This is a genomic window from Paenibacillus sp. FSL K6-3182, assembly GCF_037976325.1.
In the GTDB taxonomy this organism is placed as follows: domain Bacteria; phylum Bacillota; class Bacilli; order Paenibacillales; family Paenibacillaceae; genus Pristimantibacillus.
In genome coordinates, this window is record NZ_CP150265.1 from 6,517,563 (window position 1) to 6,534,080 (window position 16,518).

At 47.1% G+C, this 16,518-nt stretch carries 15 protein-coding genes, 1 pseudogene and 1 other annotated feature; of the genes and pseudogenes, 3 read left to right on the top strand and 13 right to left on the bottom strand.

Going from position 1 to position 16,518, the window contains the following annotated elements; translation table 11 throughout:
• Positions 1-121: 121 nt before the first annotated feature.
• The 3 genes from MHH56_RS28615 to MHH56_RS28625 all read left to right on the top strand — a co-directional run bounded on the left by MHH56_RS28615 (position 122) and on the right by MHH56_RS28625 (position 2,823).
• Complete coding sequence (locus tag MHH56_RS28615) at positions 122-1,102, top strand: phosphotransferase (RefSeq protein WP_339205014.1); 981 nt, start codon at positions 122-124, stop codon at positions 1,100-1,102.
• A gap of 168 nt (positions 1,103-1,270) precedes the next feature.
• Complete coding sequence (locus MHH56_RS28620) at positions 1,271-1,552, top strand: metalloregulator ArsR/SmtB family transcription factor (RefSeq protein WP_054025100.1); 282 nt, start codon at positions 1,271-1,273, stop codon at positions 1,550-1,552.
• Between the two features lie 71 nt (positions 1,553-1,623).
• Entirely contained in the window at positions 1,624-2,823 is a 1,200-nt protein-coding gene (locus MHH56_RS28625) for an MFS transporter (protein WP_339205015.1), read from the top strand.
• Positions 2,824-3,445: 622 nt separating this feature from the next.
• On the opposite strand, the gene tyrS is transcribed toward MHH56_RS28625, so the two are convergent.
• From tyrS to MHH56_RS28690, 13 genes and pseudogenes are all read right to left on the bottom strand, one after another.
• Complete coding sequence (gene tyrS, locus MHH56_RS28630) at positions 3,446-4,735, bottom strand: tyrosine--tRNA ligase (protein ID WP_339205016.1); 1,290 nt, start codon at positions 4,733-4,735, stop codon at positions 3,446-3,448.
• A gap of 73 nt (positions 4,736-4,808) precedes the next feature.
• On the bottom strand, positions 4,809-5,822 hold the full coding sequence (locus tag MHH56_RS28635) for a hypothetical protein (protein ID WP_339205017.1): 1,014 nt from the start codon (positions 5,820-5,822) through the stop codon (positions 4,809-4,811).
• A gap of 146 nt (positions 5,823-5,968) precedes the next feature.
• The gene (locus MHH56_RS28640) at positions 5,969-7,648 is read right to left on the bottom strand and encodes a glutamine--tRNA ligase/YqeY domain fusion protein (protein ID WP_339205018.1); all 1,680 of its coding nucleotides are present in this window, start codon (positions 7,646-7,648) and stop codon (positions 5,969-5,971) included.
• A 91-nt stretch (positions 7,649-7,739) separates the two neighbouring features.
• Positions 7,740-7,993 (bottom strand) — a binding site (T-box leader).
• 73 nt (positions 7,994-8,066) lie between these two features.
• Positions 8,067-8,393 (bottom strand): YnfA family protein, encoded by a 327-nt coding sequence (locus tag MHH56_RS28645; RefSeq protein ID WP_076267312.1) that lies wholly within the window; start codon positions 8,391-8,393, stop codon positions 8,067-8,069.
• 42 nt (positions 8,394-8,435) lie between these two features.
• On the bottom strand, positions 8,436-8,918 hold the full coding sequence (locus MHH56_RS28650) for an SRPBCC family protein (RefSeq protein ID WP_339205019.1): 483 nt from the start codon (positions 8,916-8,918) through the stop codon (positions 8,436-8,438).
• A gap of 21 nt (positions 8,919-8,939) precedes the next feature.
• A complete protein-coding gene (locus tag MHH56_RS28655) occupies positions 8,940-9,194 on the bottom strand; it encodes a hypothetical protein (RefSeq protein ID WP_339205020.1) in 255 nt (84 codons plus the stop codon).
• A gap of 357 nt (positions 9,195-9,551) precedes the next feature.
• A pseudogene (locus MHH56_RS28660) lies at positions 9,552-9,716 on the bottom strand (Gfo/Idh/MocA family oxidoreductase); the annotation flags it as partial.
• Between the two features lie 225 nt (positions 9,717-9,941).
• Positions 9,942-12,179: a cadherin-like beta sandwich domain-containing protein gene (locus MHH56_RS28665; RefSeq protein WP_339205021.1), complete on the bottom strand. Its 2,238-nt coding sequence runs from the start codon at positions 12,177-12,179 to the stop codon at positions 9,942-9,944.
• 154 nt (positions 12,180-12,333) lie between these two features.
• Complete coding sequence (locus tag MHH56_RS28670) at positions 12,334-12,675, bottom strand: hypothetical protein (RefSeq protein ID WP_339205022.1); 342 nt, start codon at positions 12,673-12,675, stop codon at positions 12,334-12,336.
• Complete coding sequence (locus tag MHH56_RS28675) at positions 12,638-12,988, bottom strand: hypothetical protein (RefSeq protein ID WP_339205023.1); 351 nt, start codon at positions 12,986-12,988, stop codon at positions 12,638-12,640. Before MHH56_RS28675 ends, MHH56_RS28670 begins: the two co-directional genes overlap by 38 nt.
• A 301-nt stretch (positions 12,989-13,289) precedes the next feature.
• Positions 13,290-13,646: an extracellular solute-binding protein gene (locus MHH56_RS28680; protein ID WP_339205024.1), complete on the bottom strand. Its 357-nt coding sequence runs from the start codon at positions 13,644-13,646 to the stop codon at positions 13,290-13,292.
• A gap of 80 nt (positions 13,647-13,726) precedes the next feature.
• On the bottom strand, positions 13,727-15,058 hold the full coding sequence (locus tag MHH56_RS28685) for an alpha/beta hydrolase-fold protein (protein WP_339205025.1): 1,332 nt from the start codon (positions 15,056-15,058) through the stop codon (positions 13,727-13,729).
• Positions 15,059-16,408 (bottom strand): alpha/beta hydrolase-fold protein, encoded by a 1,350-nt coding sequence (locus MHH56_RS28690; RefSeq protein WP_339205026.1) that lies wholly within the window; start codon positions 16,406-16,408, stop codon positions 15,059-15,061.
• Between the last annotated feature and the right edge of the window lie 110 nt (positions 16,409-16,518).

Here is a 16,518-nt window from a genome sequence, read left to right on the forward strand (position 1 = left end):
ACCCAACAAAGCGATTTCCAACAGTAATAAACAACTATAGCCATTGTTTCTATCCCCTTCGGTTCACGATTGCTATAGGATAAATAGATAATGGGAAAGACATTGAAAGGATGATTGTGACATGCTGCATATTCCTGCCGTACATACTGTATTTCATAAGGAAACGCTTTTTGAAGCCATGGCCTTATTATATGATATCGGTACACCGCTAAAGAGCCAATTCGTGTCCAATGGCTTGAATGATACCTATTCGGTGGATACGAATACCGGAAAATTTATATTGCGAATTTATAAGCATTTGTGGCGAGCAGAATCCGATATCCGTTTTGAGCTGGATTTGTTAACCTATCTTAAAAACTGCACTTTGCCGGTTTCCTATCCAATCCAAAGACGAGATGGCGAATGGTTAACTGAGCTCGACGCACCGGAAGGCACTCGATATGCTGTGCTATTCTCTTATGCGGATGGTGCCGGGAAACTTAATGTCGATACAAGCCAAGCTTACGGCAGCGCTATAGCGCAGCTTCATCATGCCATGGATTTCTATGAGCAAAAGCATGAACGGTTTGAGCTTGATGCTGCCCATTTGCTCGACGAGCCTCTTCGGGCGATGCTTCCGTTTTTACAGCATCGTCCGAACGATGCAGCATTTGTACAAGAAACAGCCGGCAGGCTGAAAGCTCGCCTTGCAGAAGCCGCGAATGGTGCATATGACTGGGGAGTATGCCACGGGGATCTGCATGGCTGGAACGTCTTTCATTCGGATGACGGCAGCATGACACACTTTGACTTTGACTGCTGCGGCGTAGGCTGGCGCTCGTATGATCTATCCGTTTATTTATGGGATCGCGTCCATGGCAGATCGGATAGTGAGAGCTTTGAGGATGAATGCTGGGATGCTTTTCTGGAAGCCTATACGAAGGAACGCTCACTAAGCGAGCAAGATCTCGCGATGATTCCCGTATTCGTAGCCGTCAGACAGCTTTGGCTGATCGGACTTCATACAGGCGGAAGCGCCGTTTGGGGATCCTGGCAGGATGATGGTTACTTTGACGGGAAGCTAAAATTTTTGGCAACTTGGATAAAGGCGCATAACCTATAATGCGATGAAAGAAAAGGAGCTGCTTTCGGCTCCTTTCTTCTTTTATACGATTACGGAAATGCTTGTTGTAAAACAAAATGAATGCTTGCCTGTTTACATTCGAATATCGATATGCTATCTTATTTCTACAAATATAGAAATAACGACTGCAAGAAAGGTGAAGCCACAATGACAGAAGATCATGCGGACGTACGTCAAGCTGTAAAAGTATATAAGGCGCTCGGCGAGCCTACCCGTCTAAAAATAGCTCTGCTGCTTACTGAGGAGAAAAATTTATGCTGCTCCGATATTGGCACAAAGCTGGAATCTGTAGCCGGCTCTACCCTCTCACATCACTTGAAGCAATTGACGGAAAGCGGGTTGCTAGATCTCCGCAAGGACGGTACGTATATCTACTACAGTGTGAACCGCGAAATGGCTCGCAAGTATGCGCCATATTTGTTGGAGTAATTTTTTTAGGTTATATTTCTATAGATTTAGAAATATAAAAACAGTGGAGTGGAGAGAGGAGTATTTTTTATATGTCTAACGCGTGGAAAATTTACATGCTGGCTATAATTAGCTTTTTGGTTGGAACGTCAGAATTTATTATTGCGGGTATTTTGGATAAGGTCGCCGACGACATAGGTGTATCCGTATCTGCAGCAGGCCAGCTGATTACCGTTTTCTCGCTAGCTTACGCTATTGGCACGCCGATTCTTATGGCAGTTACGGCGCGTGTTGAGCGGCGTCAGCTGCTCCTCTACTCATTAGGTGTATTCGCGATCGGGAATCTTATTGCCGTTGCTTTGCCAGGATTTGAGTTTTTGATCGTGTCCCGTGTTGTCCTCGCGCTCAGCACAGGCGTGTTCGTCGTTACCGCTTTGACCGTCGCTTCTAAGCTTGCACCCGTTGATAAACAGGGCAGTGCCATTGCGACGCTCGTTATGGGCTTTAGCACAGCATTAATCGTGGGTGTCCCTCTAGGCAGGGTAGTCGCATCTGTATACGACTGGCATCTCATCTTCGGAGCAATCGGACTGCTGGGCCTGCTTGCAATGCTCCTCATTTTATCCAGCATTCCAAAAACAGATGGTGAAGAGCCCGTTCCACTTCGCAACCAGCTTGCACTCTTGAAGCAGCCGAAAATTGTAACGGCACTGACGGTCACCTTCTTGTGGATCGGCGGTTATTCCATCGTTTACACTTATATTTCACCATTCCTGCTTAGCGTAACGAAGTTGAGTGAACAGGGCGTGAGCATCGGACTATTTGCATTCGGTATCGCCAGCCTGATCGGGTCTAAATTTGGCGGCTACAGCACCGATAAATGGGGAGCGCCTCGAACATTAGTCAGCGGCATGCTGTTCCATACGATAGCACTTGTCCTACTCTCATTGGCTGGACAGTCTCCGGTTATCGTATTTCCTCTGCTTATGATCTGGGCCTTTACCGCTTGGTCATCCGGTCCAACTCAGCAGTACCATCTGATGTCACTAGCTCCAGAAGCTTCGGGTATAATGCTAAGCTTGAACAGCTCTGTACTTCAGCTGGGCATGGCTGCAGGAGCCGGGCTTGGCGGGGTTGTCGTTGAGCAAGTATCGCTTACCTCTATCAGCTGGATTGGAGCTACAGGCGTCATTCTCGCCGCTGCTACAGCCGCAACCTCCTTCGGGTTCTCCCGCCGCGCAAGATCCCGCCGGAAGATAGCCGAGAGCAGCTTGGCAAAGACCAGTGCTTAAACTTTAGCAGCCCTTTTTATAAAAGCTAACCATAAAAACCCAGACTTCCATTAACGGAAGTCTGGGTTTTTGTCCTATTCAGAAACTAACCATAAAGCAATTTCCGAATCATTCAGCCCCCACTTTTCACGTAATATGCTGGCAAAAAAGATTCTTCAGATTCACTTTCAAAGTGGTTTTGAAGGTTCTTTTGCACATACTATGGGATTCTCTCACACAGGTTTCCCCTTTTGGGATATCCCCTTTTCTAATCCAGCAAATATGCACTTCTACATTGTTCTTAATTATTTTCTATAATGCATATTCACAGGATAGCGGTATCTTTCTCACACTTACGTGCAGCTATACTGTATTCCCTACAATATAAGCGCACTTAAAGTGCTAAAATGACAGATCATATAGCAAGTTATTTCATAAATACAACATAAGACTCCAACACAACTAAAATTGGGCGAGGTTCCTGCAATTGTGCAGGATAGCTGGACGTTGATCGCGGAGATTGGTGTTGGAGACTACTCAAAATAGCATCAAACAATGAAAATGTGTACACTCGATTTCCTAAAGTAGATATAACATTCAAAAAAAACCAGACTTCCAATAGTGGAAGTCTGATTTTTTTGTCCTATTCAAATCGAATCAAGAAGTAATTTTTTTTGCCGCGGCGCAGCACGACAAATTTGTCATAGAGCTTTTGCTCCGAACCGATGATGGATTCTACATCCGTGTTTTTCGTGCCATTAATTGAAATCGAGCCGCTCGTAATATCTTGTTTCGCTTGGCGGCGAGATGGTGCAGCTCCAGATTCGATTAGAAGATCCATAAGCGCAATCTCTTCTCTATTCGTAAGCACCGTTGTAGGCATGTCCTGCAAAGCTTCAATCAGCTCCGCTTCACTCAGTTGATTTACATCGCCGGAGAAAAATGCCTGCGTAATTTTCTCTGCGCTGTCGAGCGCTTCTTGTCCATGAACAAGGCGAGTAATTTCACGCGCCAACTCACGCTGCGCCACCCGCTTCTCTGGGTGCGACTGAAGCTCTGTCTCCAAAGCTTCGATTTCTGCACGAGAGAGGAATGTGAAATATTTCAAAAATTTAATCGTATCGTTATCTTCAGTATTGATCCAGAACTGATAGAACTGGTACGCCGATGTCTTCGAGCGATCCAGCCAAATCGCGCCAGATTCGGATTTCCCGAATTTCTTGCCGTCGCTTTTGGTAACAAGAGGCATCGTCATGCCGTAAGCGTCGCCACCGCCCATTTTGCCAATCAGATCAAGGCCTGCTGTAATATTGCCCCATTGATCGCTGCCGCCAATTTGCAATGAACAGCCGTGCTCTTGATGCAGCTTATGGAAGTCGTAGGCTTGCAAAATCATATAGCTGAACTCGGTAAACGAGATGCCTGATGAAAGACGGGAATCGACCGAATCCTTCGCCAGCATGTAGTTTACAGTAAAGTTTTTGCCTACATCGCGTAAAAAAGTAATGACATCCAGCGGCGCAATCCAGTCGTAGTTGCTTACTAGCTTAGCCGCATGATCCGCAGCATCGAAGTCAAGAAAGCGGGAAAGCTGACGCTTCAAGCTCTCTGTCCACTCGGATACCGTATCCGCTGTATTGAGCGAGCGTTCCGTCGAGCGGCCGCTTGGATCGCCAATTAAGCCTGTTCCGCCGCCAACTAGCGCAAGTGGAATATGGCCAGCCTGTTGGAAACGACGCAAGCACAAAATCGGAAGCAAGCTGCCGATGTGCAGGCTGTCCGCTGTAGGGTCGAATCCGCAATAAAGCACAACGCGTTCACTCGTAAGCTTCTTATGTAATTCCTCGCGGTTAGTAAATTGCTGTACTAGCCCTCGGTATTCTAGATCAGCCAATAGATCTTCATGATTAATGGTTAATGCTTCGTTTGTCATTTAACTCTCTCTCCTCTAATGTTTCCTACAGTTTACGTTGATTTCGAGTTTTTTAAAAGATGTGGACGGACGATTACATGGTTTTGGTCATTTCTCTACGTCTACGAATCGTTCTTCTAATTAAAATATCACAAATAAGCAGCCCTACGCCAACAACAAAGTCGACAAACCCTACAAAAATAGCGTTAAACGGATAACCGCCCATTTTCGAGATATAATATACCGTAAAAGCAAAAATCCCAAATGCACTGATCGTAAATAGCAAACTTTTTCTAAAAAACAGCGCAAGCGCTGCAGCAATTACCGTTACTGCGGCGACTGTTCCGAGTATCAAGAGATTATGGTCCTTCTCGATATTCGTTGGATACAACAATCTTTTGGGGTACGTGTAAGAAAAATACCAGTCCTTGCTGGGCAGTTCATTAAAAACAGCTTTGAATGTTTTGGAGTCCGTTTGTTCCATTGCTAAATTCGAATGAAGCTTAGCGCCGGGCGCACTTAGTCGTATTTCCAGCTCGACATGCGGCTCGCCCTCCCAGAAAGCTGCTGGGGTCAAATAATAAAGATGGGAAAAAATCGTCGTAATCACACCTTTATTATACATCCCTCCATTTTCAATATAGGTGATGACAATATTTTTCGTTTCGTTCGGCTCAAAAGATAAAGGGAACCTCGCTCCTTGTGCTGGCCCAATTTCCGCTGAGTAATTAGATAAACGCAGCTCCTTGCCGCTTACTGGATCAATGACCGTATTTTTCAATAGAGTATTCTGCCAATTAACCGTCTTTACATTCGGATCCATGATCACATGAATCTCTTTATTTCCCTCTGAAACCATAAAGGCCTCACTTGCAGGCGTTACAAATAAAACCTCCAAGTCCTTGGCGGAATCGGACGTATTGTGAAGCTCATACTGAACCGTTACTTCCGCATGGCTTTTGTACCGTTCGATATCACGGAAGGTAAACGCAACCTTCTCGCGAACCAAACTCACTTGCGATTGATCATCCAGCTCCAGCCTGCCATAACCCTCCGCAGGATAATGCAGCGGTCCCCCGTTGGCACTTGCTGCTTCTGGTAAAAGCATAAATAATAGGACAGCGGTCAAAATTAATGGTCGAAGCTTATGCAGGAACACTCCATCACCTCGTTCTCCGATTGTAGAGCCTCACAAAAAAAGAAGCCTCCATATGTATTATTTTACCACATGAGAGGCTTCATCTTGTTATCGCTCTATTTTTTCTTCCACGTATCCTTAAGCGGTACGATGCGATTGAAGACTAGCTTCGTATTCGTTGTATGTTTTTTGTCCACGCAAAAATAACCATGCCGAACGAATTGGAACTTATCCTCTGGCTGCGGAAGAACCTCAAAAGGCTCAATCCTACAATCTTTCACGATTTGCAGTGAGCTCGGATTAATGACGCTGTCCCAAGCTATAACGGTATCCTTCGGGATTTCATTACCCCGCAGCAGACTATCATAAAGGTGGACATCCACCTTAGCCGCGTGACTCTCCGAAACCCAGTGGACCGTCCCCTTCACCTTCCGGCCGGTAAAGCCCGTTCCGCTTTTCGTTTCGGGATCGTAAGTGCAGCGAAGCTCAATGATCTCACCTGTGGCTTCATCTTTAATGACTTCCTCACATCTAATGAAGTAGGCACCGATCAGCCGAACTTCAGCTCCGGGTGCTAATCTGTGAAATCCTTTGGACGGCTGCTCCATAAAATCATCTTTCTCTATAAATAGCGTTCTAGAGAAGGTGACCTTGCGTTTGCCAAGCGTGTCGTTCTCGCTATTGTTATCAATGGACAACAGCTCGGTTTGGCCCTCCGGATAATTAGTAATAACCACTTTCAGTGGATGGATGACGGCCATTACGCCTTTGACCTTCGCCTTCAAATCCTGTCTTGCCGCATGCTCCAGCATCGCGATATCAACGGAATTTTGCGCTCTAATCATGCCGATCTCATCGATAAAATTTCTAATGCTCTCGGGCGTAAAGCCTCTTCGCCTGAGTCCACGGATCGTTGGCAGCCTTGGATCATCCCAGCCGTCGACAAAGCCGCCCTCAACGAGCTGTCTCAAATACCGCTTGCTCGTCACGACACCCGTTAGATTCAGCCTTCCGAATTCCCTTTGCCTTGGCGGCTGAGCAAATTCCAGCTCCTTCAATACCCATTCGTACAAAGGACGATGGTCTTTGAACTCAACGGAGCATAACGAGTAGGTAATGCCCTCGATGGCATCTTGAATCGGATGCGCAAAATCGTACATCGGATAAATGCACCACTTATTTCCCGTCCGGTAATGCTCAGCATGGATAATGCGATAAATAACGGGATCTCTTAAATTAATATTAGGCGCACTCATATCGATTTTGGCACGCAATACTTTGGAAGCGGCCTTAAAATCACCGTTTTTCATTTTCGCAAACTGCTCTAAATTTTCATCAATGGAACGATTTCGGTAAGGGCTATCCTTGCCCGGCTCCGTAAGCGTCCCCCGATATTCCGTTACTTCCTCTGGCGATAATTCACAAACATAAGCCTTTCCTTTACTTATGAGCGCAACAGCAGCGTCATATATCGCATCCGAATAATCCGAACCATAATAAATATGGCTGCCTGGACGATAACCAAGCCAATTGATATCTTCGATAATGGCATTCACATATTCGATATCCTCCTTCAGAGGATTCGTGTCGTCAAATCGCAAATGAAACCTCCCATTATACTTTTGCGCAATCGTATAGTTTGTATGGATGGCATAGGCGCTTCCGATATGAAGGTATCCATTAGGCTCAGGCGGAAACCGCGTGCACATTTCTCGTGTAAACACGCCTGCTTGAAGATCCTCATTAATAATTTTATATAAAAAATGATCCGTGATCGGCTCTAATTCGCTGCTCATTGTAAAACCTCCAATTTAGGGTTGCTATCGATACCTTGATTTTTCATGTCCCAAAAAACAAAAAAAAAATTCCACCCCCAAGACTTCGCGTCTTGGGGACGAAATTTTTCGCGGTACCACCCCAGATTCGTTAATATGTCGCCATATCAACCTCTTCAAGTACGGCACCAAAGGATGCTTATACTCTAGCTCTATAACAGGAGCTCCTGTCACAGCATCCCCTTACTCAGGTTCCGATGTGATGCTCAGAGACTTGTTTCGATAAACCATTCCTTGCCCCTTTTCAGCTGCCGGGGCTCTCTGCGAAAGAATGTGTTTATGTACTCTTCTCGTCATCGCCTTTTTCAATATTTCATATATGTTAACAAATCGTTCCCTGAATTGTAAATGGTTATTCTACACAGCAAGCTAGAAAATACTAATGCCTTGGCGCCCACAGTATAACTGAAACACCGACCAAGCAAATTGCAGCACCTATCCAGTCGTATAAATCAGGTGTTTTTTTATCGACCAGCCAGCCCCACAATACGGCCATCACTATAAAAACGCCCCCGTACGCCGCATAGACTCTTCCGAACGAGGGGAAGGATTGAAATGTAGCAATAACACCATATAGTGCCAAAGCTACACCTCCGACCATTCCCCAATACATCGGCTTGCCTTCACGCAGCCATAACCAAATCAGGTAACCTCCACCTATTTCAGCTAACCCAGCTAATAAAAATACCAATATTCCTGTAATCATCTCTATCACATCCGATAACCCAAGCTGATTGAATACTTATTTCTAAGCCTGAGGCAAATTTTCAAAAGCTTGTACATACTTATCGTATTTCATTTTCCATACGTCCTTGCGAGAGGCAATTGTTTTTCCATCCAGCAATGCCTCGATAACATCCAAACATACATCCCAGCCGGCAATATCTCTAGGGGTATGCGCTGTAATTTGGGCAAGCTTCTCGATTAAAACCAAGCGGCAGCCCTCTGGCTCTGCATATAATTCAAAACGAACGATATCCTCAGCCCACGTAAACTCCAAAACCGATAACGCTTTGAGCTCGATGATGGCCATCTCTTCAAAATGTCCATTTTGCATATCAAATTTTATTAATCCGCCTTCACGCAAGTCCGCGATACTCAGTTCGGGGAACCACTGGGCGAGCTTCTCGTTGTCAGTCAGCATCGACCAGACACTCTCCACAGCATGCTTCAAATTGCGCTCGAAACGGACCGAATATCCATTCTCAGCTTGGGTAATGGATGCCATCATGTCTACTCACCTCGTCCTTATTTATTCCTGATTGTATTTTTTCTCAAAAACAGACCATCGAATCAAAGAAAGAGTAACACCCACGACAAATGAAATAAAAATAATAGGCGCCATTTCGATTTGATCTACACTTTTACGACCGAGTACAATGAGTACTCCCTGAATAATTAAAACGTAAATCAATATATAAAGCACCCATCTAATAGCATACGACAGCTTGCCCTTTGTTCTTATCTTGCTCCATTTCTCGCGATTGAATTTGTTGAAGTCATTCACAGGTTATCCCTCACCCAATTACATATTTCTAGTGATACATACTCCCGAAATAGGATTCAGCACCTTATTTAATATGGCGATTATAACATAAGTATAATCAAAAATAGGCTGCAGCAAGAAGAATAATCCTTCTTCACTACAGCCTTGCACGTCAACCGACTATTCATTTTTTGTTATATGAAGCTACGAAAACAACAAAGAATCGCTAATTGCAGGTACATCCATCCACTGTCTCGACTCGGCAGAACGCTCAACAGCTTCAATAACGAGCTGATTTCTATAGCCGTCCTCAAAGTTCGGAGCAGGATTAATCCCGCTGTGCAGCCCTTCCATGAACGTCGCCAACATATTATGACCATCAATCAGCTTCTTAGCTAGCTGTATCGCAGGCGCAAAACGGTAATTATGGCAAATCATATGCATAACGCCTGCTTTTTTTACCGCCTGCAGCATCTCCGCTGCTTGGCTTGCACTGACCGCGAGCGGCTTCTCGCAAATGACATGCTTGCCCGCTTCTGCCGCATAGTATGACCGAAATTTGATTAAGGTGTTGATTTCATACTTTTGTTTGTTGTCCGTTCTCTCCCGTTACAACTAAATTCCAATACCTAATAGAATAGAGCCTCCAAGCCTGCACCTGAGCAGGCCTGAAAGCTCTATTGGTTAACCAACCTTCAATGGCTGATGTCAGGGCAGCAGCAATTTGACTAATAGATCAAGCTGTCGGCTCAGCATAACAAATTGCCTTTATTTGCTCGCTGCTAGATCATCCAATATATATTGAATGATAGCAACGACTTCAGCTCGAGTTGCCGATTCAGCTGGAACAAATAGATTCTTTCCCCGACCCTTCAGGATGCCACGGTCTTTAGCTGTCTTCACAGCATATTTGGCCCAATTTGAAATAAGACGATCATCAGCAAACCCAGTCTCTGGCGCAAGCGCGCCTCCCTCAGGTTCGCCAAGAGCTCTCATAGCTATTACGGCTAACTCCTGACGATTAATTCCCCCCTTTGGTTGGAGGCTTCCATCCGGATAGCCAATAAATAAACCATGCTGGTAACCAAGTGCGATCGCATTCGCTGCATAAGGGGCGATTTGCTCCCCATCACTAAAGCTCGGTTCACTCCCTTGTGCTGGACCAGACCAACCTAATGCCTTAACCAGCATGACGATAAAATCCTGCCTTGATACTTTCTCGTTAGGCCTAAAGGTCCCATCAGGGTACCCCGAAATCCAGCCCTGCTGAACTGCTGACTGTATGATCGACTCTGCCCATGACCCCGAAATATCGTTAAATGAAATGGGCTTGACGGGACCAACAGGAGTCTCCGTAGTTGGAGTCGGAGATGGCGGAGTATACGGAACAAAAGCTCGGTTTACCCTAATTGTGTATAGCAGCTCTTCACCGCTCTGCGAGACGACTTTAATATGAATATCATTGTTCCCTTGACTCAACAGTAGATCTACGCTGTCGCTAGCACTTGCAACTGGGACGTAGGTCGAGTCATTTACTGATACGCTTACTAAAGCATGACTCTCTGCTGCAACTGGTTTTACCGTTATCGCATAAACCGAATAACCAACGGATGCTTCGTAGTTTACTGTTTCAGGATGAAACAAAGGTGTAAGTGTTCCTGCTGACAAACTCAAATCGCTCAGTGTAGCATTGTGGCTTGGCCGCAAGACTTGTACGGTGTAGATTTGCTCATTTCCCTCCTCGGCCGTTACGCGTATGGCAATCGTATTTAGGCCTGCCTCCAGCGGCAGGGGAGCGCTTGCCGAACCGTTGGTCAAGCTTTGATATGAACCTCCATTGACACTTACCGCTATAGACGCATTCGTTCCCGCTGCCGAAGGCGTCAGCGTAATCGCACTCTGATTACTCCCCACTTCGGCTGAATAGCTATAAATTCCAGCATCGAATAATGGGCTGAGCGTACCAGAAGAGAGAGATAAGCTGCTTAAATTCGCATCGTTGCTCTGCCTATAAACTGTCAGCACATATTGATTCACCGTCGCTCTGTCCTCTGCCGTTACGCGTATGGCAATCGTATTCAGGCCTGCCTCCAACGGCAGGGGAGCGCTTGCCGAACCGCTGAATATGCTAGTGTATGTTCCCCCATTAGCACTGTAGGCGATTAAAGCATTCGCTTCTGATGCTGTAGGCGTTACCATGATGGAATCTTGACTATTTGCTACAACAGCCTCATAGCTGAAGCGTCCGCTGGCGAAATCCGGCTGCAGCAAAGCACTTCCGGATAAGCTTAGCTGCTCTAAAGTTGCATTCGTGCTAGGCTCAGCTCGAATAACTTCGATTGTATATTTTCTAGTTTGGGAGCCATCCGCAGAAATCGTTTCAACCGGAATGGCAGTGCTGCCCACCCCAAGCGGGATAGCGGAGCTAGCTTCGCCATCTGCTCCCCCTATCCCATTTATGGACAAGCTACCATCGGCATCGTTTAAAGTAGGAGTGACCATTGTAGAGACTGTTGAATAAGGAACGTAAACGGTGTAATTAAGCGTATTCGCGTCGAATGCAATCGTCCCAGCTGAAGTTTCCAGCTTCTTTAGAGCAGCAACGTTGGCCAACGGCCGATGCACATGGAAATTAATCAGTCGAGTGACTGTGCCATCGGAAGAAGTAATTTTTATTTCTACGAGGTTATTTGCAGGATTTAGAGGAAGATGGCCTGTCGAAGTCCATTGCCCAAGATTTTTCCAACTATCTCCATTCATTTGATATTGTATTGTTGCATTTTCATCGACGGTCTTGATTGCGAAATAGTACGTTAAAATCGAACTTCTGGGAATGTAGACATCATAATCGTTAATCGTGTTCGAAAGAGATGGGGTATGCGGATATGTAAATTCAACCCTGTCCACATCCACATTATTGCTCCCAGCCGCCCTAACATAATGACTCAAAGATGCTGGAAGCAGTATGCTAACTACTAACAAGATTAGGCCTATTTTTCTTAACATTAAATGAATTCCCCTTTGCTATTCACTTATTTTTCCCTAACGAAAACCACATCTAGCAAACTATGTTTATTATATCATATAGACATGACTTATGTAGTTCGATGAATTAAGTGGGAATTGTGAGAATCTATGCTTGAATAAACCGACCACCTGGTTACGCATAGGCTACTAATGCCTCCGTAGCGAACACGAATTCCATATGCGCATGCTGATATGCCTCCGAAGTGGGATGGTATTTCCCGAAAGCAAGGTCTTGCTTGGCCATACGAAAAAACACTTCAATGCGCCACTTTTTCCCATAGACTTCGAACGCCTTTTCGGGCACATCGTGGCGGTTGCTAATGATGAGATAGGCTCCCTTGTACGTTGCAGGGCTGTATTCATTGTCCTTTATGCCAACACTCGATTCTTCATCTTCTTTCAAGCGAACAGTGACGACCGCGGCAATAGGGACACGCTTATCTTTCGAGATCGCTTGCCCTTTCTTGAAGGACAACCAGATTCATACACCAGCGATACGTTTTGGATGAAGAGTCGAACAACCAGCATAAGAAAGGCAATTTTTTGGCGTAGGGATGGGCAATAAGCGTATCATCCAAGTTTATGACGTCACCTGGTTTTAGTGCCGTAACGCTAACTTCTTGAAGCCTTGCCGCACGTTTATGACCAAACGTTCTCCATGCAAACGAAGTTGTGAAAAATCGACTAAGTGTATACTGCGCAAGCTTATAGGGTTTGAACATGGTCGCAAGTAGAGCGTCCTTACTGGTTAACAAAGCCATTTGGTTCACAGACGAGTGGTTTTCCATCTGTTGGTATGAACTGCATAAGTCATGTGATTTTTTCTACAGGATCTTTCTATACCGTTCATCAAATTAACCACCTGCTCTGAACATTTAATAAAAATGATCAAAGAGCCGCAACCATTAAAGAAAGCCGAGCGAAATCAGTTTATGGTTAACTGAATATCGTCGGCTTAGCAGTAAGCTTATTAAGGTGATAAGATAGCTGAAAATGAGTCCACACCTTTTAGATTTGCACACTACGTTAATACAATGATGTCGTTCCCTCTGTCTCTTCTATCCTTTAGTCGCGCCTGCCGTCAGACCGTCAACAAAGTGCCTCTGCAAATACATGAACAGCAGCGTAATCATCGTTAGGCAGAATCAGCCCGGCGCTTGCCGCCTTGCCCAGATGGTCCTGGAAAGTCGTAATGACGTCTGCCGAAAGGCCAGCTGGACCGTCCAGCTCGAATTTTCCGATTTGATCCATCGTTCCAAGCTCCTGCATCTTCACTTCGACGCCGTATAGTTCCGTAAATTCCTTGATGATGGCATCCACAAAAGGCCGGGCTTCTTTGCTCTCCCATACCAGCAAGCTCGCGCCGGTCTCCGGTACAAGCTCCGTATCGAGCTTCTCAAACGCCAGATCGAACTGGCTTTGTACACGCCCGCTCCAGACTAGCACGCGGCTGCGGCGAGCAGCGATAGCGTTAAGAAAGACAATGGTAGTTTTTTTACGACGCGAGTCAGTGTTTTACCCCGTATTCATATCGATTGACTTAGCATCCAACTTAGGACTTCATAATGCAACGTCTTGTTGCTGTCGGCGACGAACCTCCGCTTCGGGACGTCCGCCCCCTCCGGGCCTGCTTCCCTTAGACCAGAGTGCTCTGAGACGTGAAAAGCAAATCCCGTATTTCTCGGCAGGAAAAGCCGCCTTCGGTAGGAGCGAGGTCCGGACTTCTCCAGTTCCGCCCCCGCATATACTCTCGCCGTTGCCGAGGTATCGTCTGGTACGACAACTTCCAACTCCACTTCGACCTTTTCGGATAGTTCCGGCACGATCCTGATTATTGTCAATGCGTTCAGCCCATGTCCGCTGTATGCGATCTCACAATCCCCCGTCTTGACTGCCCGGATCAAGCCTGTCGGATCGACCGCCGCTGCGCCTTCGGGCGTTACGCGAAAGCTTGCGTCCAGGTCGACCGAAACTAAACCGCTTTCATATGAGACAAGCGGGTATACCCATGCCTCGGCTCCCTCGATCCCGGCGATAGGATCACCGGTCAACTCGGCTGAGACGGGCGATCCTTTGTCTCCGAAGAAGAAGACAAGCGGCGCGTATACCCTCTGCTCCCAAGCTGCCTCGTTATGCTCTGCCATCGGTTCGTAGCAGAACACGAGGTCGTCTCCAGACCGGTAGCCTAGCTTCAAGAAATGCTCCACCATGTGCCTGACGTGATCGACACGCACAGTCAAGCCTTCCATGCCGCCAGCATCTATCCATAATTGAAACGGTCCTTTTCCATCGAAAGTCTGAACGATGGGCAGATGCGTCATCGTCTCCTCATTGTATTGGGCAAAATAAGGCGAAACCATGGCCAGCTTGCCAAAAACGTCGGAACGGCGGAACCCGATATGGTAAGTCGCGAGCCCGCCTCTGGACGAACCCATCAGTGCGGTGTGGCGGCTCTCATGCTTCGTCCGGTAAGTACGGTCGATGTAGGGTTTAACTTCCTCCGTCAGGAAACGTTCATAGAACTCTCCCCGGCAAGGGTAGTCGAGCTCCTCCGCGAACGAGCCTTGATGCGCGAACTCGCTGTTTCGCTCCAGCCCCATATTCGAAACCGCCACGACGATCAATTTTTCGATGCGTCCTTCCGCAATCAGACGGTCGCATACGCGGTGCAGGTTCCATGACTGCCCGTTAAATGCTTCATGGAATACGTTCTGCCCGTCATGGACGTAAAGTACCGGATACGTCCTGTCCGCTTCCTGCCCGTAGCCGGGCGGCAAATAAACGAAAATGTCCCTTTCGTTGCGCATAATTTCCGATCGGAAATTCGCGATGGATTCCACTCGCGAAGGCTGCGTCATTCAAATCTCCTCCTCTCTTCCCATATCGGGCCTTATGTCTATCCAATTATGAACCGTGTAAACGACTCTTTTGTCCTCGTCCGTGACAAGCCTTCTGTAAGGCATCCGCCCGAAATCCCGATCGACCTCTTCCTTATCGTAGCCCCGGGTGATGAGAAAATCGAACGTTAATCCTCTAGGCAAACTGACCGTTCCGCCATACAATCCTTTGCCGAGCTTCGGAACGCCGAACGTCGCATAAATCTCGGCATCTTCCGGCGTTGTATCCGGCACGAGAATTTCAAGCTCGACGACGACGGTCTCAGATAGCCGTTCCACGACAGTATACATTCTGGCCGCTTCTTGGCCACCATAGCGGCAGACGATCGTCGCAGTGCCGGGTTTCCGTGGAAGCAGCCTTCCGTCTGGCGAAATCCCGAGGACATCCGGATTATCCGTCTGGTAATCGGCTCTGAGCAAACTGAAGCGTATGCCGTTGTGAAGAGCGGCAACCGCATTAACGACCACTAAAGGCCCGTCGACACCGACGATACCGTCCCCTTCAAGCGCGAGAACCGACACATCGGCGGCTTCGCCAAAGAAGTGCAGCAGCGGCATGTGCGCCCGGCGGCTCCAGTCCCATTCGGAATGCGCGGCTTCCATGTCCAGATAATAATAAAGCTCCTCACCTTGCTTCCAGCCAGCTTGCTGCATATTCTCCGCGACGCTCCGCACGTGGGATGGCATGAAGAACCCCTCCGCCCCACCTATGTCCATCCATATTTTCTGCCCATCGTTATAAGGATACAGCCGATACTGCGGCGTTTCCTCCAGCGTGCCGGGATCTACCTGGACGAAAAAAGGCGACAGGATGCCAAGCATTCCGAATACGTCCGGACGGCGAAGCCCGATGTTGTACGTTGCAATGCCGGCCGCCGAGGAGCCCATTAACGCCGTATGATCCGCATCCGGCAGTGTCCTGAATGCGCGATCTACAATTGGCTTCAGCTCTTCGATTAGAAAATGCTCGTAAAGCTCGCCGACGCAGCGAATAGGATACGCGCACAGGTCGTGGAAATATTCACTGGTTCCGTCCTCGTACTTATGTTCGACCGCTACGATAATAATTGGCCGAATCAGCCCTTCCGCCAATAGTCGGTCCGCTACGCGGTGCATACCCCAGGACTCTCCAGAAGGCTTGCTCGGCTCGAATACGTGCTGGCCCACGTGCATGTACAACACGGGATACCTTACGGACGGATCATCGTCATAGCCCACAGGCAAATAAATGTAGATGTCTCTTTCATTTCCCAGCCGGGATGCGTGCACCCCGGGTAATACGATTAGCTTCGATTGAGCCGAATTTTCCATATTGCATAGCCCCTTCTGAGAACTTCATTCTTCAAGTTTCAACTTAACCGGTTAAGTGGCTTCAGTATAGGGCGTTTCCCGTGGCTTGTCAACGGCAAGTTTGACATCCT

Excerpts from the sequence above, each read along its gene's own strand:
- MHH56_RS28645 (WP_076267312.1), bottom strand. The coding sequence starts at position 8,393 with ATGATTACAGGAATATTGGTATTTTTATTAGCTGGGTTAGCTGAAATA.
- MHH56_RS28615 (WP_339205014.1), top strand. The coding sequence starts at position 122 with ATGCTGCATATTCCTGCCGTACATACTGTATTTCATAAGGAAACGCTT.
- MHH56_RS28640 (WP_339205018.1), bottom strand. The coding sequence starts at position 7,648 with ATGAGCAGCGAATTAGAGCCGATCACGGATCATTTTTTATATAAAATT.
- MHH56_RS28620 (WP_054025100.1), top strand. The coding sequence starts at position 1,271 with ATGACAGAAGATCATGCGGACGTACGTCAAGCTGTAAAAGTATATAAG.
- MHH56_RS28685 (WP_339205025.1), bottom strand. The coding sequence starts at position 15,058 with ATGACGCAGCCTTCGCGAGTGGAATCCATCGCGAATTTCCGATCGGAA.
- MHH56_RS28625 (WP_339205015.1), top strand. The coding sequence starts at position 1,624 with ATGTCTAACGCGTGGAAAATTTACATGCTGGCTATAATTAGCTTTTTG.
- tyrS (WP_339205016.1), bottom strand. The coding sequence starts at position 4,735 with ATGACAAACGAAGCATTAACCATTAATCATGAAGATCTATTGGCTGAT.
- MHH56_RS28635 (WP_339205017.1), bottom strand. The coding sequence starts at position 5,822 with ATGCTTTTACCAGAAGCAGCAAGTGCCAACGGGGGACCGCTGCATTAT.
- MHH56_RS28650 (WP_339205019.1), bottom strand. The coding sequence starts at position 8,918 with ATGATGGCATCCATTACCCAAGCTGAGAATGGATATTCGGTCCGTTTC.
- MHH56_RS28690 (WP_339205026.1), bottom strand. The coding sequence starts at position 16,408 with ATGGAAAATTCGGCTCAATCGAAGCTAATCGTATTACCCGGGGTGCAC.
- MHH56_RS28665 (WP_339205021.1), bottom strand. The coding sequence starts at position 12,179 with ATGTTAAGAAAAATAGGCCTAATCTTGTTAGTAGTTAGCATACTGCTT.
- MHH56_RS28675 (WP_339205023.1), bottom strand. The coding sequence starts at position 12,988 with ATGGAAAACCACTCGTCTGTGAACCAAATGGCTTTGTTAACCAGTAAG.